The 24,694-nt window shown below is 68.9% G+C and carries 20 protein-coding genes; 9 read left to right on the top strand and 11 right to left on the bottom strand.

Annotation, left to right across the window (positions count from 1 at the left end; genetic code table 11):
• Positions 1 to 53: 53 nt before the first annotated feature.
• The 9 genes from H6900_02405 to H6900_02365 all read right to left on the bottom strand — a co-directional run bounded on the left by H6900_02405 (position 54) and on the right by H6900_02365 (position 11,031).
• Positions 54 to 1,595, bottom strand: coding sequence for a cation:proton antiporter (locus H6900_02405; protein ID MCC0072120.1), 1,542 nt, complete (start codon positions 1,593 to 1,595; stop codon positions 54 to 56).
• Between the two features lie 66 nt (positions 1,596 to 1,661).
• Positions 1,662 to 2,147 carry an RNA pyrophosphohydrolase gene (locus H6900_02400; protein MCC0072119.1) on the bottom strand — a complete coding sequence of 162 codons (486 nt, stop codon included), beginning with the start codon at positions 2,145 to 2,147 and terminating at the stop codon, positions 1,662 to 1,664.
• Between the two features lie 4 nt (positions 2,148 to 2,151).
• Entirely contained in the window at positions 2,152 to 3,480 is a 1,329-nt protein-coding gene (locus H6900_02395; GenBank protein ID MCC0072118.1) for a S41 family peptidase, read from the bottom strand.
• Between the two features lie 22 nt (positions 3,481 to 3,502).
• Entirely contained in the window at positions 3,503 to 4,639 is a 1,137-nt protein-coding gene (locus H6900_02390) for a peptidoglycan DD-metalloendopeptidase family protein (GenBank protein MCC0072117.1), read from the bottom strand.
• Positions 4,640 to 4,667: 28 nt separating this feature from the next.
• Complete coding sequence (locus H6900_02385) at positions 4,668 to 6,191, bottom strand: 2,3-bisphosphoglycerate-independent phosphoglycerate mutase (GenBank protein ID MCC0072116.1); 1,524 nt, start codon at positions 6,189 to 6,191, stop codon at positions 4,668 to 4,670.
• Between the two features lie 138 nt (positions 6,192 to 6,329).
• Positions 6,330 to 7,343 carry a hypothetical protein gene (locus tag H6900_02380; protein ID MCC0072115.1) on the bottom strand — a complete coding sequence of 338 codons (1,014 nt, stop codon included), beginning with the start codon at positions 7,341 to 7,343 and terminating at the stop codon, positions 6,330 to 6,332.
• Positions 7,330 to 8,286 (bottom strand): phosphatase PAP2 family protein, encoded by a 957-nt coding sequence (locus H6900_02375; protein ID MCC0072114.1) that lies wholly within the window; start codon positions 8,284 to 8,286, stop codon positions 7,330 to 7,332. The genes H6900_02380 and H6900_02375 overlap by 14 nt, the downstream gene beginning before the upstream one ends.
• Positions 8,287 to 8,356: 70 nt before the next feature.
• Positions 8,357 to 10,315, bottom strand: a complete 1,959-nt coding sequence (locus tag H6900_02370; GenBank protein MCC0072113.1) for a winged helix-turn-helix domain-containing protein — start codon at positions 10,313 to 10,315, stop codon at positions 8,357 to 8,359.
• 83 nt (positions 10,316 to 10,398) lie between these two features.
• Positions 10,399 to 11,031 (bottom strand): hypothetical protein, encoded by a 633-nt coding sequence (locus H6900_02365; GenBank protein MCC0072112.1) that lies wholly within the window; start codon positions 11,029 to 11,031, stop codon positions 10,399 to 10,401.
• A 253-nt stretch (positions 11,032 to 11,284) separates the two neighbouring features.
• On the opposite strand from H6900_02365, the gene H6900_02360 reads away from it, so the two are divergent.
• From H6900_02360 to H6900_02340, 5 genes are all read left to right on the top strand, one after another.
• Positions 11,285 to 11,509, top strand: coding sequence for an RND transporter (locus tag H6900_02360; protein MCC0072111.1), 225 nt, complete (start codon positions 11,285 to 11,287; stop codon positions 11,507 to 11,509).
• A 218-nt stretch (positions 11,510 to 11,727) separates the two neighbouring features.
• Positions 11,728 to 12,900 carry an aspartate aminotransferase family protein gene (locus tag H6900_02355; protein ID MCC0072110.1) on the top strand — a complete coding sequence of 391 codons (1,173 nt, stop codon included), beginning with the start codon at positions 11,728 to 11,730 and terminating at the stop codon, positions 12,898 to 12,900.
• Between the two features lie 92 nt (positions 12,901 to 12,992).
• The gene (argF, locus tag H6900_02350) at positions 12,993 to 13,919 is read left to right on the top strand and encodes an ornithine carbamoyltransferase (GenBank protein MCC0072109.1); all 927 of its coding nucleotides are present in this window, start codon (positions 12,993 to 12,995) and stop codon (positions 13,917 to 13,919) included.
• A gap of 139 nt (positions 13,920 to 14,058) precedes the next feature.
• The gene (locus tag H6900_02345; GenBank protein ID MCC0072108.1) at positions 14,059 to 14,577 is read left to right on the top strand and encodes an isochorismatase family protein; all 519 of its coding nucleotides are present in this window, start codon (positions 14,059 to 14,061) and stop codon (positions 14,575 to 14,577) included.
• Between the two features lie 57 nt (positions 14,578 to 14,634).
• The gene (locus H6900_02340; protein ID MCC0072107.1) at positions 14,635 to 16,644 is read left to right on the top strand and encodes a M3 family metallopeptidase; all 2,010 of its coding nucleotides are present in this window, start codon (positions 14,635 to 14,637) and stop codon (positions 16,642 to 16,644) included.
• A 195-nt stretch (positions 16,645 to 16,839) separates the two neighbouring features.
• Here H6900_02340 and H6900_02335 read toward each other — a convergent pair whose 3' ends face one another.
• Complete coding sequence (locus H6900_02335; GenBank protein MCC0072106.1) at positions 16,840 to 17,673, bottom strand: 4-phosphopantoate--beta-alanine ligase; 834 nt, start codon at positions 17,671 to 17,673, stop codon at positions 16,840 to 16,842.
• Between the two features lie 171 nt (positions 17,674 to 17,844).
• Between H6900_02335 and H6900_02330 the strand changes: the two genes are divergently transcribed.
• Both H6900_02330 and H6900_02325 read left to right on the top strand, forming a co-directional pair.
• Positions 17,845 to 18,327, top strand: coding sequence for a hypothetical protein (locus tag H6900_02330; GenBank protein MCC0072105.1), 483 nt, complete (start codon positions 17,845 to 17,847; stop codon positions 18,325 to 18,327).
• Between the two features lie 110 nt (positions 18,328 to 18,437).
• Positions 18,438 to 20,939, top strand: a complete 2,502-nt coding sequence (locus H6900_02325; GenBank protein MCC0072104.1) for an FAD-dependent oxidoreductase — start codon at positions 18,438 to 18,440, stop codon at positions 20,937 to 20,939.
• A gap of 155 nt (positions 20,940 to 21,094) precedes the next feature.
• Here the strand turns inward: H6900_02325 and H6900_02320 are convergent, their stop codons facing one another.
• Positions 21,095 to 23,011, bottom strand: coding sequence for a bifunctional 2',3'-cyclic-nucleotide 2'-phosphodiesterase/3'-nucleotidase (locus H6900_02320; GenBank protein ID MCC0072103.1), 1,917 nt, complete (start codon positions 23,009 to 23,011; stop codon positions 21,095 to 21,097).
• A 293-nt stretch (positions 23,012 to 23,304) separates the two neighbouring features.
• Here H6900_02320 and nudC point away from each other — a divergent pair, with 293 nt between their 5' ends.
• Together nudC and H6900_02310 are read left to right on the top strand one after the other, a co-directional pair.
• Entirely contained in the window at positions 23,305 to 24,264 is a 960-nt protein-coding gene (nudC, locus tag H6900_02315) for an NAD(+) diphosphatase (GenBank protein ID MCC0072102.1), read from the top strand.
• Positions 24,254 to 24,688 carry a hypothetical protein gene (locus H6900_02310; protein MCC0072101.1) on the top strand — a complete coding sequence of 145 codons (435 nt, stop codon included), beginning with the start codon at positions 24,254 to 24,256 and terminating at the stop codon, positions 24,686 to 24,688. The genes nudC and H6900_02310 overlap by 11 nt, the downstream gene beginning before the upstream one ends.
• Positions 24,689 to 24,694 lie beyond the last annotated feature (6 nt).

Below are 24,694 nucleotides of genomic sequence, written 5' to 3'. Positions count from 1 at the left end.
GTCCAGATCGGAAACGTGGCGCGCGCCCGTCCCGCCGCCCGTCCCGCCGCCCGTCACACCGAAAGCGCCTGCTGCATCCGGTCGGCCAGGCCGATCCCCGCCTGGGTCATGGTCAGATAGACGCAATCCGCCCCGGCCTCGGTCAGCATCGATTGCTGGTCGTGGTGCAGTGCGTGGGCGACGATCGGTCCGGTCAGTCCCCGCGCCCTGAGGTTGCGCGCGGCATTCAGCTTGGCCTCGAGGTCGTCCATCGCCAGCACCGCGGCGCGCACGCGGCCCAGGTCCACCTCGCGCCAGAAATTCACGTCCTCGGCGTCGGCGAACAGCACGTTGCGCCCCGCGGCTACATGGGCGCGGGCCTTGAACGGGTCGGCGTCCAGCCCCACCGGCACCAGGCCGTCATCGGCCAGCCGGTCGTAGGCGGCGGTGCCCGTGCGGCCCATTCCGAAAACGGCGACATCGGCGCGGCCCAGGCTGCGCGGCTCTTCATCCGGGTGCCGCGTGCGGCGCTGCCAGCGCGACAGCGCCCTCTCGAACCGTTCGAACAACGGGTGCGCGGCGCGGTTCAGCGGCGCGGCCAGCACAAAGGACATGGCCAGCGCCAGTGCCAGCCCCGCGACCTGTCCGGGCATCAGCGCCGTGCCCAGGATCAGGCCGAATTCGGAATAGGCGGACAGGCTCAGCCCGGCCAGAAAGGCACTGCGCGCGCGCAGGCCGAACCCCGCCAGCAGGGCAAAGAACAGCACGCCCTTGATCGGCAGCAACACCCCGGCCGCCAGCGCGAATCCCAGCGCGCGGGCGTCGGGCAATCCCGCCAGCCCGATTTCAAGGAAAAAGCCGACCAGGAACAGTTCCTTCAGCGCCCACAACGCCTGGCCCAGTTCCTTGGCGCGGGGATGGCCGGCCAGCATCAGCCCCGCCACCAGCGCGCCGATTTCCGACGACAGCCCCATCGCGGCAAAGCCGGCGCCGCCGACCACCAGCGCCGCCAGCATCCCGAGGATCACCAGCAACTCGTCATGGCCGGCCCAGGTCAGCGCGCGGTGCAGCGCGCGGCGCATCAGCGGCAGCGCCAGCAGCGCCAGCGCCCAGGGTGTTGGCGCCTGCCCTTCCCAGATTGCCAGCACCGCCAGCGCCAGGATGTCCTGCACCACCAGAATGCCGATCGCGGTGCGGCCGTGAAAGCTGCCCAGCTCGCGCTTGGTTTCCAGCATCTTCGCCGCCAGCACGGTCGAGGAAAACGACAGTGCCACCGCCAGCAGCAAGGCCCCGTTCGGATCCAGGCCCAGCAGCAGCGCCAGCGGCATCACCAGCCCGACGCTGAGGGCGAAATGGGCCAGTGCGGTGCCGATCACATGGGGCTGCGCGATCTGCCGCAGGTCCAGCTTCAGCCCGACCGAGAACAGAAGCAGCAGCACGCCCCAATGCGCGACCTCGTGCAGGATGGGGCCGGTCGCCGCCGGCAGGCCCAGGACGGGCCCGGCCAGATGCACGGCGAACCCGGCCGCCAGGAATCCCACCAGCGGCGGCAAGCCCAGCCGCCGCGCCGTCAGGCCAAAGACAAAGGCAAAGCCCAGGATGATGGTTTCGAACATGGGTCACCCCTGTCGATTCGCGCCAGCTCTCTTGTCGCAGGCGGGGCGGGGGCGCTCAATCCGCGCTCAGGCCAGATGCGTGCGAAAGGCGGCGACGACCTGGGTGTAGATGTCGCGCTTGAACGGCACGATGGCGTCGATCATCGTCTGGGCGTCGATCCAGCGCCATTCGCTGAACTCGGGGTGCTCTTGCGCCAGGTCGATCTGCTCGTCCCGGCCCAGGAAGCGCATCAGGAACCATTTCTGCCGCTGGCCCCGGAACTTGCCCTTCCAGACCTTGCCCAGCAGATCGGGGGGCAGGTCATAGGTCAGCCAGTCGTCGGTCTCCGCCAGCACCTGAACCAGCGCGGGCGGCACGCCGATCTCTTCCTCGAGCTCGCGCAGGGCGGCGCGGCGGGGGTCTTCGCCGTTGTCGATTCCGCCCTGGGGCATCTGCCAGGCGGGCACGGGGTTGTCCAGCCGCTGGGCGGCAAAGATCAACCCGCGCCCGTCGATCAGCATGATCCCGACATTGGGCCGATAGGGCAGCGCGGCGATCTGGTCGGGGGTCATGCGGTCAGTGCCCGTTCATCACCGACAGCCCGCGCAGGATGTCCAGCGCATAAGCCAGTTGGTAATCCTCGCCGCGCAGGCGCGAGACCTCCTCGGCGGCGCGCTCTTCTTCCTCCATCTGGCGGCGTTCGTCGTCGGTGATGGTCTCGTTGCGGAAGGCGCCGCGCAGGCCGGCCTCGGTGCGTTGCGGGCGCGCGTCCTCGGCGGGCGTCGTCTCGTCCGCGCGCGGAAGCTGGTGCACGACGATGTCGGGGGCCACGCCCAGCGCCTGGATCGAGCGCCCGGACGGCGTGTAATACAGCGCCGTCGTCAGCCGCATCGCGCCGTCGCCCCTGAGCGGGATCAGCGTCTGCACCGAGCCTTTGCCAAAGCTGCGTTCGCCCACCACCACGGCGCGGTGGTGATCCTGCAAGGCCCCTGCAACGATCTCCGAGGCCGAGGCCGACCCGCCGTTGATCAGCACGACCATCGGCCGCCCCTCGATCAGGTCGCCGGGGGTGGCGTTGTGGCGCTCGCCCTCGGTGTTGGCGCGGCCCCGGGTGGACACGATCTCGCCCTGTTCGAGGAAGGCGTCCGACACGTCGATGGCCTGGTTCAGCAGGCCGCCGGGGTTGTTGCGCAGGTCCAGCACGACGCCTTGCAGCCCGTCGATGCCGCCAAGCTGTTCGATCCCCTGCGCCAGTTCGGACGCCAGATTGTCATAGGTCTGTTCGTTGAACGTGGTGACTCGCAACACGATGATGTTGCCCTCGACCCGGCTGCGCACCGCCTGGATGCGAATCGTGTCGCGGATGATCGACAGGTCAAAGGGCTCGGCCACCCCCTCGCGCATGATGGTGACCACCACCTCGGAGCCGACCGGACCGCGCATCTGGTCGATTGCCTCGGCCATGGTCAGGCCCAGCACCGACTGGCCGTCAACATGCGTGATGACATCGCCGGGCTGAACGCCGGCCTGGGCGGCGGGGGTGTCGTCGATCGGCGTGATGACGCGGATATAGCCGTCCTGTTGCGTGACCTCGATCCCAAGGCCGCCAAAGCTGCCCCGGGTCTGCACGCGCATGTCGTCGTAATCGTCGGGCGACAGGTAGCTGGAGTGCGGGTCCAGGGAATTCAGCATCCCGTTGATCGCGGCTTCGATCAACTGGCCGGTATCGACCTCGGTGACATATTCGCTGCGGATGCGTTCCAGCACGTCGCCGAACAGGTCGAGCTGGTCATAGACCGACTGGTTCGCGTCCTGTTCCTGCGCCAGCAGCGGCCCCGCGACCTGGGTGGACAGCACGACGCCGCCCACGATTCCCGCCAGTGCCGCCACAAGGTATTTGTTCATTGTCGTGTCCCGTCTCCCAGGCTCAAGGCCGCTGACCAGTCAAATCGAACCAGTCGGCGGGGTCAATGGCCTGCCCATCCTGTCTGAGTTCCAGATACAGCGTTTCACTGCGACCCGCCACCACATCGGGACGCACGAATTCGTCACCCGTCGCCTCGCCGCCGGGCATCAGGCCCAGCGCGTCGCCCTGCGCGACGACGTCGCCGGCACGCGGATAGACCGCGTCCAGTCCGGCGATGACGATCAGCCAGCCCTCGCCGGGTTCCAGCAGCACGACATTGCCGTAATCCAGCAACGGGCCGCGGTAGCGCACCGTGCCGAACCACGGCGAGACGACCAGCGCGCCCGGTTCGGTCGCCAGCACGATGCCGGGGCGGGTTTCGCCCGCGGCATCGGGTTCCCCGGCGCGGCGCAGCACCGTTCCCACCACCGGCAGCGGCAGGCGCCCCCGGGCCGAGGCAAAGACCGGCAGGTCGGCCGACGCCCCCGAGGGGTTCGCGGCCAGGTTGACCGAGAGGTCCTCGAGCGTGCGGACCGAGTCGAGCAGCGCCAGCATCCGCGCCTCGTCGCCACCGACGCGGGGCGGCAGGTCGCGGCGATCGGCGATCGCCTGGCTGAGTTGGGCGCGCGCGTCCTGCAAGCTGGCCAGCCCCGCCGCCAGGGTCTGCACCGCCTGTTCGCGCACCTGCCTGAGGTCGGCCTGTTCGCGCGCCAGCGCGCCGATACGGTCGGCCTGGGCCTGCATCGACGCGGCGAGATCGGCGATCATCATGCCCGACCGCGCGGTCGCCAGCGGGCCCTGGGGATGCACCAGCATCACCGGCCCTTCGATGCGTTCCACCGCCATCATCGCACCCAGCATCCGGCTGACCCGCGCCTGCTGGGCCTCGAGCACGCGGTTGACGGCGGCCTCGCGCAAGGACGCCTCGCGCAGACCCTCGCGCAGGGCCGACAGGCCGGCCTCGTGCGCCTGGATCGCCTGCGTCAGGGCCGCCACCTGATCGGGCGCGCGCCGGGCCTCGGTCAGGCTGTCGATGGCATTCAGCAGCGCCGCCGCCGCCGCGCGGGCGTTGGCGGCGGTATCCGGGCCGGGCGTGTCCTGCGCGGCGCCCGGAGCGGCCCCCAGACCCGCCCACAGGCAGACCAGAACCGCGACCAGGTTTGCCAGGCGGCGCAGGCCCATGCCCTCAACCCCGCCGGATCAGGCTGCGGCCGGTCATCTCGGGGGGTTGCGGCAGGCCCATCATCTCAAGCAGGGTCGGCGCGACATCGGCCAGCCGGCCGTCCGCCAGCGTCACCCCGGGTTCGGGCCAGCCGATCAGCGCCACGGGCACCGGGTTGGTCGTGTGCGCGGTGTGGGGTCCGCCGGTGGCGTAATCGATCATCATCTCGCAATTGCCGTGGTCGGCGGTCAGCAGCATCGCGCCGCCGGCCCGTTCCAGCGCCTCGAGCACCCGGCCCAGGCCGCGGTCCACCGTTTCGACGGCCTTGACCCCGGCCGCGACCACGCCGGTATGGCCCACCATGTCGGGGTTGGCATAGTTCACCACGATCAGGTCATAGCCCTGGCCGATGGCCTGGACGAAATGGTCGGTCACCTCGGGCGCCGACATTTCGGGTTTCAGGTCATAGGTCGCCACCTTTGGGCTGGCCGCCAGGTAGCGGTCCTCGCCCGGTTCGGGGGTTTCCTTGCCGCCGTTCAGGAAAAAGGTGACGTGCGGGTATTTCTCGGTCTCGGCCGAGTGATATTGCCGCAGCCCGTGGCGGCCCACCCATTCGGCCAGCGTGTTGACGATCACCTGCTTGGGGAACATCGTGGTCATGTAGGCGTTGTGCGCCTCGGAATAGTCCACCATGCCCAGCAGCGCCGACAGCGACGGGGCCTGGCGCCGGAACCCGGAAAAACCGGGATCGCCGATCGCCGACAGGATCTCGCGCGCGCGGTCGGCACGGAAATTGACGAAGAACACGCCGTCGCCGGGTTTCATGCCGCCATAACCGTCGATGACAAAGGGTTCGATGAATTCGTCGGTCTGGTTCAGGTCGTAGCAGGTCGCGATCCCGTCGGCGGCGTCCTTCAGCGCGTCGCCCGCGCCCTCGACGATGGTGCGATAGGCCTTTTCGACCCGCTCCCAGCGATTGTCGCGGTCCATGGCGTAATAGCGCCCGCTGACGGTGGCGACCCGGGCGCCCGGGGGCAGCGACAGTTCGAAGTCGCCAACCTGTTTCCCCGCCGAGGTAGGCGCGACGTCGCGCCCGTCGGTAATCACGTGCACCGCCACCGGCAGGCCGGCCCCGGTCAGCGCCCGGGCGGCGGCCATCATGTGATCGGAATGGGCATGAACCCCGCCGTCCGAACACAGGCCGATGACATGCGCCGTGCCGCCCGCGGCCTTGACCCGGGCGGCAAAGTCCAAAAGGGCCGGGTTGCGATAGAACGACCCGTCCTCGATCGCCAGGTCGATCTGACCGAGATCCATCGCCACCACGCGCCCGGCGCCGATGTTCATGTGCCCCACCTCGGAGTTGCCCATCTGGCCGGTCGGCAGGCCCACATCGGGGCCATAGGTGACCAGCGTGGCCGAGGGGCAGGTCGCCATCACCCGGTCGAAGGTCGGCGTGTTCGCCAGGGCGACGGCGTTTCCACGGGGGTTCGGGTTGATCCCCCATCCGTCGAGGATGCACAGAACGACGGGTTTGGCGCGGGTCATGGGCAGGTCTCCGTTTCCTGCCGCCTGTCTATGCGCGCGGCCGCGCTGGGGCAATGCCCAAGCCCGTGATCCGGGGCGGATGGTCGCAGACGATTGTCGGGCGGGCCGTGAGGGAGGCGCGGCCCGCCCGGCCCCTTTTCAGGGGCAGTCCGCCGGTCGCGAGCGGAACATCAATTCCCAGCAGTGATCCTCGACATGCCGGCGCGAGAGGTAGCCGTAGCCCGCCTCGGCGGCAGCCTGCCCGGTGCCACCCAGACCGGCGGTCGCGGCAAAGCGGCGGCCCCAGGAATTGCGAAACCGGAACCAGCCGCCGCCCGGCGCGGTCCGGTCGGCGACGTAACCGACCAGACAGATCGAGTGGCCGCCGGCAATCTTGGTCTTGCGGCCCCAGGGCTCGGGCTCCATCACCATGCCCTTGTCCCAGCCGACCCCGTCGGTCCAGACCGAATAGCCGTTCTCGTCGAACAGGGGCAGCGCGATGCAGGGCGGGACGCGGTGGCGCAACAACAGGTGCAGCGCCGGGGTGAAACCGTCCAGCGGCTTGTCCTGCGCCGTGGCGAACAGGCGGGCGACGAACCGCGGTGGCCGGGGCTGATGGCCGGCGGCGTCCTGCGCGGGATCGGGGCGCAAGGGCTGGACATGGGCGGGATCGGCGGTGTCGTAAACATAGGGCAGATCCGCCTCGTTGCGGATCGGCGCGGCGTTCAGGCTGGCGGCCGCCTGCAACAGGATCGTCGCCCCGTCCGCATAGCCGGGGATCGAATCGGGGTCCTCGGGCGCATAGGCGCCGCGCATCAGGGCGTAGAGATGTTCCTCGGAATAGTCGCGCGCGCCGGGCGCGATCCCTTGCCAGACCTCGCCCAGTTCGACCGCCGCCAGCGCGGAAAACGCCACGCAGGTGCCCCGGATGCGCCCCTGGTCGCGCACCGGCCAGTCCGCGGGAAGCGGCGGCGCCAGGCTGGGCAGGGGGGCGTCGGGGGCGGGCGCCTCGACGCCGATCAACCGGGCGACGGCGGGCAGCAGGGCGCCGTCGCACAGATCAAAGGTCGAGTCGCGCAGCCGCTGCGCGCGGCCCTGAAAGAACGCGCTGCATTGGTGCGCGGGATGGCCCAGGATCGCGCCACCCAGCGCCGTGCGGTCAATCCTGCGCATCGTCCTGCCCCTCGATCGTCCAGCGGCCGGCCAGGATGTCGCGGGTGTCGATCGGCGCGCCGTTCAACCCGAAGCCCGCCAGTTCCTCGCGCGCGGCATCACGGATTGCGGCGACCTGGGGCACGGTGGCAAGCTGCGCCGCCAGCGCCCCGGCGATGTGTTGACCGGCCAGCGTGTCCGAACGGTAATGCAGGCCGGCCACCTCGCGGTTGACGGCGATGCGTTCGGCCAGCGCATCCACATAGTGCTTCAGCCCCGAATTCTCGCGGTCCAGGGCCTGCGCCAGCAGCGCGGCGACGGTGAAGGCCTGCGTCGCGTGGTTCGACGGATACGAGGCATGGGCGGGCGTCGGCAGGAAGGGCAGCAGGCCGGGATAAAGCTGCACCGGTCGCGGCCGGTTGAAGCGGGCCTTGAAATGCAGCCCGACGATGCCCGCCACCAGCACGCCCAGCGCGATCAGCCGCGCGGTCGCCGGTTTGGAATAGCCGCTGACGCTGAGCAGGTTGTGGAAATACTGATCGAAACGCCCCGATTGATCGGCGATTTCGGCCGCGCGGTCGCGCAGATGCTCATTGCGCAGGATCAGGATGTCGCGGATTTCCTGTGCCGCGTCGGAGCTGTTCACGGCCGGGTAGGGGCCCGGTTCCAGCGCGGCGAGCGACAGCGCGGGCAGGATCACCGGCAACAGCGCCGTCACCGACAGCCCCGCGTCCCATTCCTGTGGCGGAAAGCTGGCCGGCTGCATCAGCACGAAATGGTCGGGCACGGCGCCCGGCACCAGCGCGTCCGAGATCGGAATCGCCGAGGCGTTGCCCAGGCCGGGATAGGCCCCGGCGTTCATGCCGCCATGCATACCGCCGTGCATTCCCCCATGCATCCCGCCGTGCATTCCGCCATGCATCCCACCGTGCCCGGCGCCGACTCCGCTTTGACTGGGTGCCATGCCTCAACCTCTCTGTGCCGCGATTCCCCTGACGTTAGGGACGGCGCGTCAAGCGGACGTCAAAGGCCCATCACGCGGGAAGACCCGCGCGCAACAGATGGTCGGCGTAGCGTGTGCGCTGGTCGGGGTCGCGGAACGCCTGCGCCTGCATGAAGCCGCGCACGGAAAACCCCGGTTCGAGCGCCGCGTGGGCGCGCAGCATCCCGGCGTCGGTCTGCCCCTGCGCGGCCAGGGCGGCCAGCGTCATGCGCAGATTCGAGGTGTAGCGCGGCGCGCGGCGATAGCAGGCCAGGCCCAGCTCGACGGCGCGCGCGACCTCGCCCAGCGCATAATGGGCGATGCCCAGGAAATGCTGGTTGCGAAACAGCAGCGGATCGCGCGGCGACAGGCGCAGCGCCTTTTCGCCGTTCGCGACCGCGCGCGCGGCCTGCCCGACATAGGCATAGCTGGGGACGGTCCAGATCAGGGTCTCGGCATCGTTGGGCAGGGTGTCCAGCGCGCGTTGGAACAGGGCCTCGGCCTCGTCATAGCGGCGGTGCAGGATGACGCGATTGTGGCCCAGAAGCGCCAGCGCCCGCCCCTCGTTCGACGACAGGGCAGCAGCGCGGTGGGCACTGTCTTCCAGCGCGGCCTCGCTGGCGGCGCGGTCACGGGTCCAGCCCTGCCAGATGCTGAGACTGTGCCATTCGGCCATCAGCGTGTGCGCGGGCGCAAAGCCGGGGTCGCGGTCCAGCGCCATGTCCAGCAACTGGCGGGCCCGGGTCTGGCTTTCGGGCGTCAGGGCCAGGAATTGCTCGCGCGCCCTGAGATACAGGTGATAGGGCTCTTGCGCCTTGGTCGGGATGGCGCGGGTGCGGCTGAGTTCGGCGGCGTGCAGACTGGGCACGACGATCTTCACGATGTCGCGGGCGATGCGCGTCGGGCGCAGCAGCGCATCCTCGCCGGGATAGTCGAGCAGCCGCGCGGCGACGATGGTGCCGGTCGCGGCCTCGACCAGTTGCGCGGAAACGGTCGTGCTGCCGCCGGCGGCGCGCACGCTGCCGCACAGCACATAGCGCACCCCCAGATCGGCCTGCACCGTCTGCGCGCTGGGGGTGCTGCCCAGATACTGGCGGGTCGAGTTGCTGGATACCACCGGCGGCGAGGACAGACCGGCCAGGATGCAGGTCATCTCCTCGAGCAGGCCCAACGCGCCCAGGCCGTCATCGGGCCGCCCGCCCAGCCGGTCGAAGGGCAGGATCGCGACCGCGTCGGAGAGGGTGCGCTGGGCCGCCGTCGGCGCGCTGGTCTGGGGCCGCATGTCGCCGCCCAGATCCTGGGTCTTGATGCGCACCGCCAGATCCTGCGTCTGCAACGAGGGTTCGATGTCCAGGTCCTCGTCCAGGCGGGCATAGAGCGCGTCGTAGACCCGGATCGCGGCCGGCGCGCGCCCGGTTCGGACATAACCCTCCATCACGGCGCGCGCGGCCTCTTCGTCGAACTCGTCCAGGCGATAGGCATATTGGGCGGCGGTCAGCCGGTGCAGCACGCCCGCGCCCGGGTCACGGTAGATCGCGGCAAGCTGCGCCTCGATCCGGGCCCGGGTCGTGGCCCGGGCCGCACCCAGCCAGATGGCGAATTCGGCGTCGATGGTGTCGAAGTCGGGCAACAGCCGATCCAGCGCGGCGATGGCGTCGGCCGCGTCGGCGATCTGGCGCGGCGCCGCGATCTGCGTGCAGAGCCGGTCGAGATCGGTCTCGATCCGGGCCGGATCCAGGCGGATCTCGGCGCCCTGGACGACCAGCGCGGCGCCGGCGTCGGGGCCCAGGGCCTTGCGGATCTCGAACAGGGCCTGCCGCAGGGACGAACGCGCCTGCACCGGCGCCGAGCCGCTCCACAGGCGGGCGGCCAGCGTGTCGCGTGCCTGCGGCCGCCCGGGTTCCAGCACCAGGCAGGCCAGCAGCGCGCGCGCCTTGCGCGTCGGCAAGACCACCAGCGCGTCGTCCCGATACAGTGCCCAATGCCCGAGGACATGCACCCGAAGTGTCATAGCGCCTGCCCATCCCTGACCGACCGCGCAGCATGTTTTCGGGAAATGCGCCGGATGTCCAGCACTTGGCTGTCGCCGGGGCCTCAGTGCGGGGGATTGGCCGCGCGCATCCGCATGACGAAACCGCGCAGCACGGACAGGCCGCTGTCATGGTCCAGCGGATGGTCGCGCGCGGCCAGAACCGACAGGGTGACGATGCGCCCGGCCACCGGCAGGATGGCCCGCCAATAGGTCTGGTCGAAACTGTCGGGGTTGCCCTGATCGCGGATCAGCAGCCAGATCGCGCCCTCGGCAAAGGTTGCTTCCTGCACTTCGACATCGCGCGGATCGCCCGACCGGCTGAGCTGCGCGCGCCCGGGGGCGGTTTGCAGAAAGGCCGTCAGGCCGCGCAGGGTGTCGTTCGTCTCGTCCGATTGCAGGCCGGTGATCGTCGCACTGAGCACGGGCGAGGATCGCATCGTCGGCCGGCAGCGCACCAGCAGCACGAAGGCTTCGATGTCGCTTTCGGTCGTGGCCTCGACGTTGATGCAATAGCCGGCCGGCCCGGCCACCGTGACGGACCCGTTCAGCACCTGTGCCTGCGGCGGGCCCGCCGCCGGTTGCAGTCCGCGGCTGGCGGCCTGGGTCAGGGGCTCGGTTTCAAAGCAGCCGGACAGACCAAGGGTCAGAACCAGCAGCCACACCAGGGCGGAAAGGGACGAACGCGCACGCAACATCGGGTGGGCCGATCTCAACCGGGCCGGAACCGGCGCATCAGAACCGAGACGCCGGGGCACTGGCAGGCCGGACAAGGCAGCGAAGGGCAGGGGGGCATGGTCGTCATCCGCATGGGTCCTCACCGGGATAAAGCCTGCGCCCGCGTTGGGCAAGGGCGCTGAACGGGCGATTCTGCCGCAGGCCCGGGGGGTTGCGGTAATGCGCCGCTGCCTCTAGCTGCGGGGGCAGTCGCCCCGCGCAAGGAATCGCCCCATGCTGGAAGTCCTGGACCGTATGCCGCTGGCCCCCCTCGCGCTGGCCGCGCTGGCGCTGGGACTGGCGCCGTTCTTTCCCGAACCGCATCTTTGGGAGAAGCTGAAGATGCTGGTGGCCGGCACGCTGAGCCGGCCGATCGACATCTTCGACCTGGTGCTGCACGCGACGCCCGTTGTGTTGCTGGCGGCAAAGCTGATCCGTATGGCGCTGACCCGCGGCTGAGCCCGCGCCCGGGGCGTTCCGACAATCCGCTCGACAATTCCTGCGCGCCGCGCTATGGCGGCGGCATGACCGCTCTGATCGCCTCTGTTGTGCTGCGACGCCGACGCCCCAGCGTCTGATCGGTCCTGCCTGCACGCCAGGCACCCCCCCCTGAACCTGCATTGACTTGGCCCCCTGCCTTCGGCACGAATGGGCCTTCGCTTCCAAGGGTATTCCCAATGATCACCACCGTTCTGCCCACCTATTCCCGCGCGCCCCTGTCCTTTGTGAAGGGCGAAGGCTCCTGGCTGGTCGAGGCCGACGGGCGCCGATTCCTGGACATGGGCGCGGGCATCGCGGTGAACGCGCTGGGGCACGCCAACCCCGTGTTGGTGCAGACCCTGACCGACCAGGCGCAGAGCCTGTGGCATGTGTCGAACCTTTACCAGATCCCGCAACAGCAGGCGCTGGCCGACGCATTGGTGGACAGAACCTTTGCCGACACGGTGTTCTTCACCAACTCGGGCACCGAAACCGCCGAACTGGCGATCAAGATGGCGCGGAAATACTGGTATGACAAAGGCGCGCCGCGCGAAACCATCCTGACCTTCGAGGGGGCGTTCCACGGCCGCTCGACCGCCGCGATCGCCGCCGCCGGGTCGGAAAAGATGACCAAGGGCTTTGGACCGCTGATGCCCGGGTTCCGGCAACTGCCCTGGGGTGACATGGCCGCGTTCGAGGCCGCGATGGACGACACCGTTTGCGCGGTGATGGTCGAACCGGTGCAGGGCGAGGGCGGCATCCGCCCGATGCCCGAGGAGGACCTGCGCGCGATCCGCGCAGCCTGCGACCGCACCGGCGCCTTGCTGATCCTCGACGAGGTGCAATGCGGCATGGGCCGCACCGGCAAGCTGTTCGCGCATGAATGGGCCGGCGTCGTGCCCGACATCCTGATGGTCGCCAAGGGCATTGGCGGGGGCTTCCCGCTGGGCGCGGTGCTGGCGACGGAAAACGCGGCCTCGGGGATGGTTGCGGGCACGCATGGGTCCACCTATGGCGGCAACCCGCTGGGCTGCGCGGTGGGGCTGAAAGTGACCGAGATCGTGTCGGACCCCGACTTTCTGGCGGGTGTAAGCCGCAAGTCGGGTCTGCTTCGCCAAAAGCTCGAGGGGCTGGTCGCGGCGCATCCCGACACGTTCGACAGCGTGCGCGGGCTGGGGTTGATGCTGGGGCTGAAGTGCCGCAAACCCAACACCGACCTGACCGCGGCGGCGCGCGACGCGGGCTTGCTGGTGGTGCCGGCCGCCGACAACGTGCTGCGCCTGCTGCCCGCGCTGAACATTCCCGACGCCGATATCGCCGAGGCGGTTCGCCGCCTCGATACTGCCGCCTCGGCCGTCGAGGGCCAGTGATCTTCACCGTGCCGACCCTGCGCCGGGGGTGATCCGGCCACAGGCCGAGAGGGGGGCGGACCCCCCTCACCCCGTTTCCGAAAGACCTGACGATGACCCATTTTCTGGATATCCACACCACCGACGCGACCGAACTGCGGTCGATGATCGAAAACGCCAAGCGGATGAAGACCGCGCGCCATGGCCGGCCCAAGGCAGAGCCGGACGACGACCAGCCGCTGAAGGGGCGCATGGTCGCGCTGATCTTCGAGAAACCCTCGACCCGGACGCGCGTCAGCTTTGACGTGGGCGCGCGGCAGATGGGCGCGCAGACCATGGTGCTGTCGGGCAGCGAGATGCAGCTCGGCCACGGCGAGACGATCGCCGACACCGCGCGGGTGCTCAGCCGCTATGTGGATCTCATCATGATCCGCACGTTCGAGGAATCGGTGTTGCAAGAGCTGGCCGAATACGCCGACGTGCCGGTCATCAACGGCCTGACCAACCGCACCCACCCGTGCCAGATCATGGCCGACGTGCTGACCTACGAGGAACACCGCGGGTCCATCGCCGGCAAGCGCGTGGTCTGGTCGGGCGACGGCAACAATGTCTGCGCTTCGCTGTTGCAGGCGGCGGGGCAGTTCGGCTTTGACTTTACCTTTACGGGCCCGCCGACCCTGGACCCCGAGGCCGAATGGATCCGCTTTGCACGCGACAAGGGGTCGGATGTGCAGATCCAGCGCGACCCGGCGCTGGCCGTCGCCGGCGCCGACCTGGTGGTCACGGACACCTGGGTGTCGATGCATGACAGCCAGTCCACCAAGGAACGCCGCCACAACCAGTTGCGCCCCTACCAGGTCAACGAACGGCTGATGGCGCAGGCCCGGTCCGACGCGTTGTTCATGCACTGCCTGCCCGCGCATCGCGAGGACGAGGTGACATCGGCGGTGATGGACGGGCCGCAATCGGTGATCTGGGACGAGGCCGAGAACCGGCTGCATGCGCAGAAGGCGGTGATGCGGTGGTGCCTGGGGGTCTGAGGCATCGGGGGGCTGCGCGCCCCCCGACCCCCCCCGCCAAAGGGGGTTTTCCACCCCCTTTGGATACCCCCGAGGATATTTCCGGCACAAAGAAGGGCGGGGCCGGATCGTGACGGGATTGGCGCTGCTCATCATCGACATGCAGCAGGAGATGCAGCTGCGGATCGACGCGGGGCGCGATTGCGTGAACCCCGGCGCGGGGGCTGCGATCGCGCGTCTGGCCGGGGTTTGCCGGGCGGCGGGTGTTCCGGTCGTGCATGTGCGCCATCGCCAGACCGATCCGTCCCGGCCGTTTCATCCCGATGCGCCGGGCCATGCCCCCATGGCCTGCGCCGCCGCGATGCCGGGCGAGGCGGTGTTCGTGAAGGAAACGTCCTCGGCCTTTGTCGCGACGGGGCTGGAGGCGCATCTGCGCGCGGGGGCGTGCGATGCGTTGATCGTCGTGGGCGCCGTCGCCGGGTTCTGCGTCAACACCACCTTGCGCGCCGCCAGTGATCTGGGGTTTCGGGTGACGGTGCCCGTGGATGCGGTTCTGGGCTTCGATCTGCCCGGGCGGATGGCGGCGCGGCCGCTCTTTGACGCGACCATGGTGCTGCTGGATGGCGATTTCGCGCGACTCTCGGACACCGATGCGCTGTGCGCGCGGATCGGCGGTTGAGAACCCCGGCGGTCTGGCCCATTTATGGGCAAACGCCCCTTGCGAGAAAGATGTGCAATGACCAACCCGCTGCTCACCGACTGGACCGGGCCCTTTGCCCTGCCACCCTTCGACGCGATCGGGGACGCGGATTTCGGCCCGGCCTTTGACGCGGCCCTGGCTGAGGGGCGCGCCGCCGTCGCCGCCATCGCGGCGAATCCCGAGGCGCCGAATTTCGCCAACACCATCGAGGCGATGGAACGGGCGGACCGCGCGCTCGACCGGGTGTCGGGGGTGTTCTACAACCTGGTCGGATCGGATTCCAATCCCGCGCGTGAAGCCTTGTCGCGGGACCTGGCGCCCAGGCTTGCGGCCTATGCCAGCGAGGTCACCTCGAACGCGGCGCTGTGGGCCAGGATTCGCACCCTTTGGGAGGCCCGCGACACCCTGGGGCTGACCGACGAGCAGGCGCGGGTGCTGATGCTCTATCACCGCATGTTCCTGCGTGCGGGCGCGGCGCTGGATGCGGAAGGTTCGGCGCGGATGGCGGCGGTGACCGCGCGGCTGGCGTCCCTGGGGACGCAGTTCACGCAGAACCTGCTGGCGGACGAGCGCGACTGGTTCATGCCGTTGACCGACCTGGCCGGGCTGCCCGACTTTGTGGTCGATACCGCGCGCGCCGCCGCCGAGGAACGCGGGCAGGCAGGCCATGTCGTGACGTTGAATCGCTCGCTGATCGTGCCGTTCTTGCAGTATTCGACCCGCCGGGACCTGCGCGAGGCCGCCTATGAGGCCTGGGTGGCGCGGGGTGCCAATGGCGGCGAGACCGACAACCGGGCCATCGCCGCCGAGACGCTGGCGCTGCGTCACGAACGCGCCACGCTGCTGGGCTATCCCGATTTCGCGGCCTACAAGCTGGAGCCCGAGATGGCCGGCACCCCGGCGCGCGTGCGCGACCTGCTGATGCGGGTCTGGGCACCCGCGCGGGCCAGCGCCGAACGCGATGCGGCGGCGATGGAGGCCTTGCTGCATGCGGACGGGTTCGCCGGCCCGCTGGAGCCCTGGGACTGGCGGTATTACGCCGAGAAACGGCGCGCGCAGTTGCACGATTTCGACGAGGCCGCGCTGAAACCCTATCTGTCGCTGGAGGCGATGATCCAGGCGGCGTTCGACGTGGCGCATCGGCTGTTCGGGCTGGAGTTCCGGCCGCTGGATGTGCCGCTCTATCACCCCGACGCCCGCGCCTGGGACGTCACCCGCGACGGCCGCCACATGGCCGTCTTCATCGGGGATTATTTCGCCCGGCCGTCGAAGCGGTCGGGGGCCTGGATGTCGAATTTCCGCAACCAGTCGAACCTGGATGGCACCGTGCGCCCGGTGGTGGTCAATGTGTGCAACTTTGCCAAGGGGGCGCCGGCGCTGCTGTCGTGGGACGATGCGCGCACGCTGTTCCACGAGTTCGGCCATGCGTTGCACGGGATGCTGACGGATGTGACCTACGGGTTCATCTCGGGCACGTCGGTGGCGCGGGATTTCGTGGAATTGCCCTCGCAACTGTTCGAACACTGGCTGGAGGTGCCCGAGGTCATCGAGACGCACGCCCGCCACTGGCAGACCGGCGCGCCGATGCCGGCCGATCTGCGCGCGAAGCTGAAGGGCGCGGCGACCTGGGACCAGGGGTTCGCGACGGTCGAGTTCATCGCCTCGGCGCTGGTCGATCTTGCGTTCCACGAAGGGAAGCCGCCCGCCGATCCGATGCAGAAACAGGCCGAGGTTCTGGAGGCGATCGGGATGCCCCATGCGATCCGGATGCGCCACGCGACGCCGCATTTCGCCCATGTCTTTGCCGGCGACGGCTATTCCAGCGGATACTACAGTTACATGTGGTCCGAGGTCATGGACGCCGACGCCTTTGAGGCGTTCGAGGAAACCGGCGATGCTTTTGACGCGGCCACGGCCGAGCGGCTGGAGCGGTTCATCCTTTCGGCGGGCGGGTCCGAGGATGCCGAGACGCTGTATCGTGCGTTCCGGGGTCAGATGCCGGGGGTCGAGGCGTTGCTCAAGGGGCGGGGGCTGGTCGAGGCCTGAGCGGGGCGCGCGCGCAGGGCCGGGCGGGGGCGGGGGTTTCGCCCTCGGCCGGCGGCCTTCCAGGCCGCAGCCCTCGGGCGACCGGGCGCGGCGCTGACGCGCCGCGCGCAGGGGGCTTTGCGCCCCCTCTGGGCTGCGCCCATTCACCCCCGCAGGATATTTGGGGCACAAAGAAGGGCTGGGGGCGCGGTCCGATCAGGGCGTGACGACGCGCTGGTCGATCAGCAGCACCCTGCCGAAGCGGACCGCCAGCAGGATCACCGCGGGGCCGGTGAGCGGGCCGGGGAGGCTGGCCAGGGTATCCGCATCGCGGATGTCGGCCAGAAGCGGATCGGCGCGCGGTTCTGTCTGAAGCCGGGCGGCGACCCAGGCGCGCAGGCGCGAGGGGGTGATGCCGGTCCTTGCCATGTCCTGGGCCTGGGCGAGGGTGTCGGGCACGATTCGGGCCGCGGCGCGGTCGGCGGGGGTGAGCAGCCGGTTGCGCCGTGACACGGCCAGTCCGTCGGGGTCGCGCACCGTGGCCGTTCCGGTGATCCGCACCGGGCTGTCGAGGTCGCGCGCCATCTGCCGGATCACGCAGAGCAGTTGGTAATCCTTGTCCCCGAAGCAGGCGGTGTCGGGCTGCACGATGTTGAAAAGCCGGGCGGTCTGCGTGGCCATGGCCCGGTAATGCCCCGGGCGCAGCTTGCCGATCAGGACGCGGGTCAGATCGGGGGTATCGACGACGGTCTGCCCCTGGGGCAGGGGCCAATCGCCTGGTTCGGGCCGGAAGACGGCGTCGATCCCGGCCTCGCGCAGGTGTTCGACCGGATCGGAGGGTGTGTCGGGGGTGGGCATCGCGGTGTCCGCGGGGGTGGCGGGGACAAGGGCGACGACGACGCGGCGGGCCTCGGCCCGGGCGCGGGCAAACAGGGCGGCGTGACCGCGGTGCGGCGCCCCCGCAATTTGCACCAGCGCGATGCTGTTGCCGGCCGCGCGCCAGGTCCCGCACAGCGCGCGCATCGCCGATTTCGTGGTGATGATCGCCATCCGCGCGCCCTCTGTCCGCTGTCTGTGTCCACTGCCGCTGTCCCTGCATAGCGGCGCCCCGGGGCGACGGCAATTCGGGGTCGGGGGTGCTGGGCCGCGACTTGCAAGATCGCGGCGACGGAAATATGAATTCCGGACGTTGAATATGAGTGATAGCCGAAGGATCCGCACATGAACCGCAAGAAATCCCTGACCCTCGCCGCGCTGTGCATGGCCGCGCTGGCCACCCCGACGATCGCCCAGCAGGGCGGGGGGATGATGGCCTTTGTGTCCGAATGGGACATGAATGGCGACGGCGTCGTGACCCTGGACGATTTCGCCACCCGGCGCGGCGACCAGTTCGAAATGTTCGATCTGAACGGCGACGGTGGCATCGATGCCGAGGAACAGGCCAACATGGCCCAGACGATCGCCGGCATGCAGGAGGTGAACCACGGCGGGCAGGGTCACGGCCAGGGACAGGGCCAGGGCCAGATGGGCGGTCAGCGGGGCCCCGGGCCGCGGATCCATGCCGCGATGACGGCCGCCTATGCCGATACCGACCACGACGGCGTGATCGCGCGCGCCGAGTGGGAGGCGGCCACCGCGCGGCTGTTCGCCGATCTGGACGCCAATGGCGACGGCCAGATGGGGCCCGGCGACTTCGGCCACTGACGGCTGGCGACACCGCAAGTCGTTTTCGCGCCTCCATCGGTCGGGTGCATTGCGCCGCCCTGCGGGATTTGCTGCGATGACGTGGCAAATCCTGTTCAGCGGAGCCAGCCATGAAAACCCATGTGAGAGCCCTTGTCGTCGGCGGTGGTGCTGTCGGCACCGGCATCGCCTATCACCTTGCCAAGGCCGGGTGGGACACCATGCTGGTCGAGCGCGACGAACTGACCTCGGGCTCGACCTGGCATGCGGCGGGTCTGTTGCCCCTGTTCAACATGAGCTATGCGACCACGCATATCCACAAATACTCGGTTGATTTCTACAAGACGCTCGAGGCCGAAACCGGGCTGAACGCGGGCTTTTCCATCTGTGGCAACCTGCGCATGGCGCAGACCGACGCGCGGATGGACGAATACATGCTCTATTCCTCGGTCGCGGAAACGGCGGGGGTCTATCATGAATTCCTGACGCCCGCACAGATCAAGGATCGCTGGCCGCTGGTGCGCACCGAAGACCTGAAGGGCGCGCTGTTCCACCCGCAGGACGGCTATATCAACCCTGCCGACGTGACGCAGGCGATGGCCAAGGGCGCGCGGCAACTGGGCTGCACGATCGAGCGCAAGATCCAGGTCGATGCCTATCGTTGGACCGGTTCGGAATGGATCGTGTCCTGCACGCGGATGGTGGAAAAGGGCGGCATGTTGGTGCCCTCGGACGAAACGTTCGAGATCACCGCCGAGCATGTCGTCACCGCGACCGGCAACCACGCACAACGCACCGCGCGCCTGCTGGGGATCAAGATCCCCGCGATCCCGGTCGAGCACCAGTATATCGTGACCGAGCCCGACCCCGCGCTGCAAGCCTGGCGGGCCGCCGGCAACCCCGAGCACCCGGTGCTGCGCGATGCGGACGCCAAGTGGTATGTGCGCGAGGAACGCGGCGGCTGGATCCTGGGCCCCTATGAGCGCAATGCGCCCGCGCGGTTCCTTTATGACGTGCCGGAAAGCTTCCGCGCCGACCTGTTCCAGCTGGACCTGGAGCGGATCGAGGAAGAATACATGTCCATGATTCACCGGATTCCGACCTCGGAAACCGTGGGGCTGAAGGACGATTTCAACGGCCCGATCTGCTATACCCCCGATGGCAACCCGCTGGTGGGTCCGGCGCCGGGCCTGCGGAACATGTGGCTGGCCGAGGGGTTCAGCTTTGGCATCACCGCCGCCGGCGGCACGGGCAAATATCTGGCCCAGCTCATCACCCAGGGCGAGGCCGAGATCGACATGGCGTCCCTCGACCCCAAGCGATACGGCGGCTGGATGACCACCGAATTCGCGGCGCGCAAGAACGAGGAGTGCTACGAGCACGTCTTCATTCTGCACCACCCGGATGAGGAGCGCGAGGCCTGCCGCCCGCTGCGCACCGCCCCCGCCTATGATCGCCAGATCGCGCTGGGCGCGCAGATGGGCCAGGTGAACGGTTGGGAACGGCCGAACTATTACGGCCCGATCGGCGCCCCCGCCGATTTCGACCACAACGCGCGGTCATTCCGCCGCGGTGCCTGGTGGACCTATGCGCGCGACGAGGCTCAGGCCGTGCGCGAGACCTGCGGCATCATCGACGCGTCGGCCTTTACCAAGCATCTGGTGCGCGGGCCGGGCGCGACGGCGTTCCTGGACCACTTTACCTGCAACAAGCTGCCCAAGGTCGGCCGGATCAACCTGACCTACGCGCTGACCGACGCGGGCACGACGCGCACGGAATACACCATCGTCCGACTGAAGGACGACGAATACTACCTGATCTCGGCCGGGGCCTGGACGGATTACGACGGCGACTTCCTGCGCAAAGCCATCGAGGATTTCCGCGTCGCAGGCGGCGATTACGTCGATTGCCATGACATCACCACGCAATGGGGCGTCTACGCGCTGGCCGGCCCCAACGCGCGCGCGATCCTGAACGAGATCGTCAAGGACGCGACCCCGGAAACCGCGCTGTCGAACAAGCGGTTCCCGTGGCTGAGCTATCGCGACATCGAGCTGGGCATGTGCCCGGTCCGCGCGATCCGCGTGGCCTATACCGGGGAACTGGGGTGGGAGCTGCACTATCCGGTCGAATTCGGTCGCTACCTGTGGGATCTGCTGATGCAGGCCGGCGCGAAGCACGGGCTGAAGCCGGTGGGCGCGCGGGCGCAGAATTGGCTCAGGCAGGAAAAGAGCTATCGCGCCTTTGGCAACGAGCTGGGTCGTGACGCCACCCCGGCCGAAGCGGGCCTTGATCGCTTCATCGACCTGACCAAGGATTTCCGCGGCAAGCCGGCGATGCTGGCCACGGGCATCCGCTCGAAATGCGTGACGCTGCTGATCGACGGTCCGGCTGACACGGATCCATGGGGCAAGGAAGCGATCCTGCTGAACGGCGAGAAGGTCGGGCGGCTGACCTCGGGCGGCTGGTCGGTCGCGTTCGGCAAGCAGATCGGGATGGGCTATGTCCGCCCCGATCTGGCCGAGGTCGGCACCCGGCTGAAGGTCAAGATCCAGTTGAAGGAATGGGATGCGGTTGTGGCCGAGGACAGCCCCTACGATCCCACCAATGCCGTCATCCGCAAGGATGGCTGACGCCGTAGGGTGCGTGCGAGCACGCACCTTACCGCAGAATGAAAGACCGGGGCCGCACACGCGGCCCCTTGTCGTTCGTGGGCCGTGTCCTTGCCCGCGCGCCGGGGGGGCATGGCCCGCACGACTGGCTGCGGGATCTGCGGATGGTCCCCCGTTCAGGCGCCGTTCGACAGGTCCAGTTTCAGCCGCAGGAAGCCCTGGCGCGTCAGGCCGCGCGGTTCGGGTTGGAACGTGGCGATCTGGTCCATGTAGCGGCGCGCCGAGGGGCCGGTCTCGAAGATGACCGAGGTTCCGGGCATCGCCTTGAACCGAAGCCGCCCGGCCGCGGCAACCCCGGCCGGCTCGGCGCTGGTGCCGTTCTGGCGGATGTGGCCCAGAAGGATGTCGCGGGTGACCCGTTCGTCGGCCAGCACCAGATTGGCCGCGCGGGCGCCGACGAAACTGCCCGCGCCGCCGGCTCGGTAGCTGTTGGTGCACAGGATGTATTGCGCCTGCGGGTCCAGCGGCTGGCCGTCGAGCGACACCGAGGCCACGCGCCGCGACTGCGGGTCGATCAGGGCGCCGTCGGGCCCGTAGCGGGCAGGCTGCGACAGATCGAACACGACATCCAGCGGGTCGATCACCTCGAAATTGTAGCCGGGCACCTCGGCGTCACGCAGCAACGTGCCGGTCGATCCCGGGCGGATCTGGTTATAGGCCGAGGCCGACCGTTCCAGCCATTCGATCACTTCGGTCCCGGTCAGGCACAGCGCGGCGATGGCGTTGGGGAACGGGTAGAGATCGGCCACGTGCCGCAGTGCCAGGGGCCCCTTGGGCACGTCGGTATAGCCCGCCGGGCCGTTGCGTCCCCCCGCCTTGAACGGGGCGACGGCCGACAGGATCGGCAGGTCGGCAAGCTCGGGGTCCCTGAGACGGGCGCGCACATAGTCGCGCTGGGCCTCGGCCACCAGTTGCAGCGAACCGATCACCCCGAGATGCGAGAAATAGCTGTGCAGCGCGCGATCGCTCTGCCCGACCGGGCGGCGGATCGCCCGCAGGGTTTCCTCGTGCGCCGAGGCCACGACCCGCGACACCGCGTGCGGTTTCGCCGTCCCGTTGCGTTCGCTCAGCGAGCGCACCTCGGACCGGGTGCCCAGAACGCGCCATTCGCCGGCCTCGCGCAGCAGCAACAGGTCGATCAGGCCGATATGCGCGCCCCAGCAGCCGCCCATGACCGCCGGCTTGCCCGCGATGGTGCCGGCGGCGACGTCCACCTCGGGCAGGTCGTTGAACACGGGCGAGGGGAACATCAGATGGCTGTGCCCGGTCAGCATCGCGTCGATCCCCGCGACGCGGGCCAGCGGAACGGCGGCGTTCTCCATCCCGTCCGCGTGGCGGGCCGAGCCGATGCCGGTATGCGCCAGCGCCAGGATCAGATCGGCCCCGGCCTCGCGCATTTCGGGAACCCAGGCGCGGGCGGCTTCGACGATGTCGCGCGCCTGCAGGCGCCCTTCCAGCGCCGCGTGATCCCAGTTCATGACCTGCGGCGGGGCAAAGCCGATGATGCCAATGCGGATCGGATGCGGATGGCCCAGATCGTCCTGCAACATCCGGTCCAGCAACACATAGGGTTTGACCAGGGTGCGGTCCCGGCGCGGTTCGGTGCCCTTGGCAACCGCCAGGTTGGCCGAGACGACCGGAAAGGCCGCCCCGCCCAGGGTCTTCATCAGGAAATCCAGCCCATAGTTGAATTCGTGGTTGCCCAGCGTGATCGCGTCGAAGCTCAGCGCGTTCATCGCCGCCATGACGGGATGCAGATCGCCGTCGCGCAGCCCCTTCTCATAGGCGACCAGGTCGCCCATTGGCGTGCCTTGCAGGAAATCCCCGTTGTCGAACAGCAGCGCGTTCGGGGCCTCGGCCCGGGCGGCGTCGATCAGATGGGCGGCGTGGGCCAGGCCGATGCCGTCCAGCGGGCGATCCGCGTAATAATCATAGGGGAGCAGGTGCTGGTGCAGGTCCGTGGTCTCGATCACCCGCAGGTGCACGGCGCGTTGCCCGACGGCCAGGCCACTGAAGAGTGCAGAATTGAGCAAGGACTTCCCTCGGGCAATCACGGTTTCACATCCCACTGTCGCCTGACCGACAAGAACACGAAGGGTGCGCACAGTGCGCTGCTAAATTGTCGAGACTCAATGGCACAATTGAGACAAAACACAGACACTTACGCGGCAAGTATCTACACCTCTGGGTTGAATTGCAATGTGCAATACAAACGGAATTCAGCCGGTGTGTTTTCAAGGTTTCCAGAATGGCATAAGGAGAACACAATCCAAAGGGGGTATTCTTGTCGCGCAACATAGTCTTTTCCGCCGAATGGGATGACCGGATGGCCGAACTGCGCGGGGATGCGCAGACTTTGGGCAATCTGCGGCAGGATTCCGACACGCGGGTTCTGCCGCTATGGCGCGGCAGGCCACTGATCCGGGGCGCCGAGCAGGTTGAAATCGCCTGGCTGGCGCCCGCGGACCCGGTGCTGGCCGATGCGGCCGAGGCGTGGATCTTTCTGGGCCGCCACGATGGCCAGGCACGATTCGCCGCCGATCTGTCCTCGTGGGTGCCCGAGGGGTTGGACGAGGCCGCGATGTCGGGCTTTTTCGACCCCACCGAATACCCGCACCCCGCCCTGCCCGAGGGGTATCGCTACGCCGAATTGCGCGGGCTGATGATGCGTCTGGACGGGGTCGAGGCGGCGATGGTCTCGACCGCGCGGGCGTTGTTGAACTGGCACCGCTCGCACCGCTTTTGTTCGGCCTGCGGCCAGCCCAGCGACATCGCGCAGGCGGGATGGCAGCGGGTCTGCCCCGCGTGCCGCACGCCGCATTTCCCGCGCACGGACCCGGTGGTCATCATGCTGGTGCAAAAGGACGACCGCGTGTTGCTGGGCCGATCGCCCGGTTGGCCCGAGGGGATGTATTCCACCCTGGCCGGCTTTGTCGAGCCGGGCGAATCGCTGGAAGCCGCCGTCCGCCGCGAGGTGCGCGAGGAAACCGGCGTCCGCGTGGGGGCGGTCACCTATGTCGCCTCGCAGCCCTGGTCGTGGCCGAATTCGCTGATGCTGGGATTTGCCGCGGATGCCGAAACCGATGCGATTACCCTGGACCACGAGTTGGACGACGCGCTGTGGCTGACCCGCGACGAACTGGCCCAGGCGCTCGACGGGACCCACCCCCGCGTGCGCCGGCCCCGGTCCGGGGCAATTGCCCATGAATTGCTGGCGCGCTGGCTGGCTGGCGCGATCGGCCGGACCCCGGCCCCCGGCCCTGTGGGACGGACGGATGCGGATTGAGACCACGCGCGATTTCCAGCGGCCCCGGGCGCGCGTGCTGGCGGCGTTTCGCGATCCCGGGCGGTTTTCCGAGGTGATGCAGAAGTTCGGCATCGCCAGCCGCCTGGCGCATACGCAGCCCGTGCCGCGATGGGATTGCGCCGTGACCTGGCGCAACGAACCCCGCCAGTTCACCGCCCGGCTAGAAGAGGTGACCGAGAACGAGGCGATGCACCTCGATGTCGCCTCGACCCTGGCCAGCGCAGGGATCGCGCTGGATTTCTACGATCTGCCCGACGGGGGGTGCCGGGTGATCGCCCGCGCCGACGTGACCGCCCACACGATGATGGCGAAACTGGCGTTGCAATCGCTGCGCCTGGTGCGGGGCAAGGCCGAGGGGCAGCTGAACCGCATGATCCACGCCTTTGGTCGGCCAAAGGTCTAGGCGCGG

Origin of the sequence: Rhodobacter sp. (assembly GCA_020637515.1) — a bacterium.
Lineage (GTDB): Bacteria > Pseudomonadota > Alphaproteobacteria > Rhodobacterales > Rhodobacteraceae > Pararhodobacter.
The sequence above is the reverse complement of the archived record's forward strand: the minus strand, read 5'-3'. Positions and strand labels throughout refer to the sequence as shown.

What these genes read in the sequence shown, in the direction of transcription:
- H6900_02405 (MCC0072120.1), bottom strand. Translation starts at nt 1,595, where the DNA reads ATGTTCGAAACCATCATCCTGGGCTTTGCCTTTGTCTTTGGCCTGACG.
- H6900_02400 (MCC0072119.1), bottom strand. Translation starts at nt 2,147, where the DNA reads ATGACCCCCGACCAGATCGCCGCGCTGCCCTATCGGCCCAATGTCGGG.
- H6900_02395 (MCC0072118.1), bottom strand. Translation starts at nt 3,480, where the DNA reads ATGAACAAATACCTTGTGGCGGCACTGGCGGGAATCGTGGGCGGCGTC.
- H6900_02385 (MCC0072116.1), bottom strand. Translation starts at nt 6,191, where the DNA reads ATGACCCGCGCCAAACCCGTCGTTCTGTGCATCCTCGACGGATGGGGG.
- H6900_02380 (MCC0072115.1), bottom strand. Translation starts at nt 7,343, where the DNA reads ATGCGCAGGATTGACCGCACGGCGCTGGGTGGCGCGATCCTGGGCCAT.
- H6900_02375 (MCC0072114.1), bottom strand. Translation starts at nt 8,286, where the DNA reads ATGGCACCCAGTCAAAGCGGAGTCGGCGCCGGGCACGGTGGGATGCAT.
- H6900_02370 (MCC0072113.1), bottom strand. Translation starts at nt 10,315, where the DNA reads ATGACACTTCGGGTGCATGTCCTCGGGCATTGGGCACTGTATCGGGAC.
- H6900_02365 (MCC0072112.1), bottom strand. Translation starts at nt 11,031, where the DNA reads ATGTTGCGTGCGCGTTCGTCCCTTTCCGCCCTGGTGTGGCTGCTGGTT.
- H6900_02360 (MCC0072111.1), top strand. Translation starts at nt 11,285, where the DNA reads ATGCTGGAAGTCCTGGACCGTATGCCGCTGGCCCCCCTCGCGCTGGCC.
- H6900_02355 (MCC0072110.1), top strand. Translation starts at nt 11,728, where the DNA reads ATGATCACCACCGTTCTGCCCACCTATTCCCGCGCGCCCCTGTCCTTT.
- argF (MCC0072109.1), top strand. Translation starts at nt 12,993, where the DNA reads ATGACCCATTTTCTGGATATCCACACCACCGACGCGACCGAACTGCGG.
- H6900_02345 (MCC0072108.1), top strand. Translation starts at nt 14,059, where the DNA reads ATGCAGCAGGAGATGCAGCTGCGGATCGACGCGGGGCGCGATTGCGTG.
- H6900_02340 (MCC0072107.1), top strand. Translation starts at nt 14,635, where the DNA reads ATGACCAACCCGCTGCTCACCGACTGGACCGGGCCCTTTGCCCTGCCA.
- H6900_02335 (MCC0072106.1), bottom strand. Translation starts at nt 17,673, where the DNA reads ATGGCGATCATCACCACGAAATCGGCGATGCGCGCGCTGTGCGGGACC.
- H6900_02330 (MCC0072105.1), top strand. Translation starts at nt 17,845, where the DNA reads ATGAACCGCAAGAAATCCCTGACCCTCGCCGCGCTGTGCATGGCCGCG.
- H6900_02325 (MCC0072104.1), top strand. Translation starts at nt 18,438, where the DNA reads ATGAAAACCCATGTGAGAGCCCTTGTCGTCGGCGGTGGTGCTGTCGGC.
- nudC (MCC0072102.1), top strand. Translation starts at nt 23,305, where the DNA reads ATGGCCGAACTGCGCGGGGATGCGCAGACTTTGGGCAATCTGCGGCAG.
- H6900_02310 (MCC0072101.1), top strand. Translation starts at nt 24,254, where the DNA reads ATGCGGATTGAGACCACGCGCGATTTCCAGCGGCCCCGGGCGCGCGTG.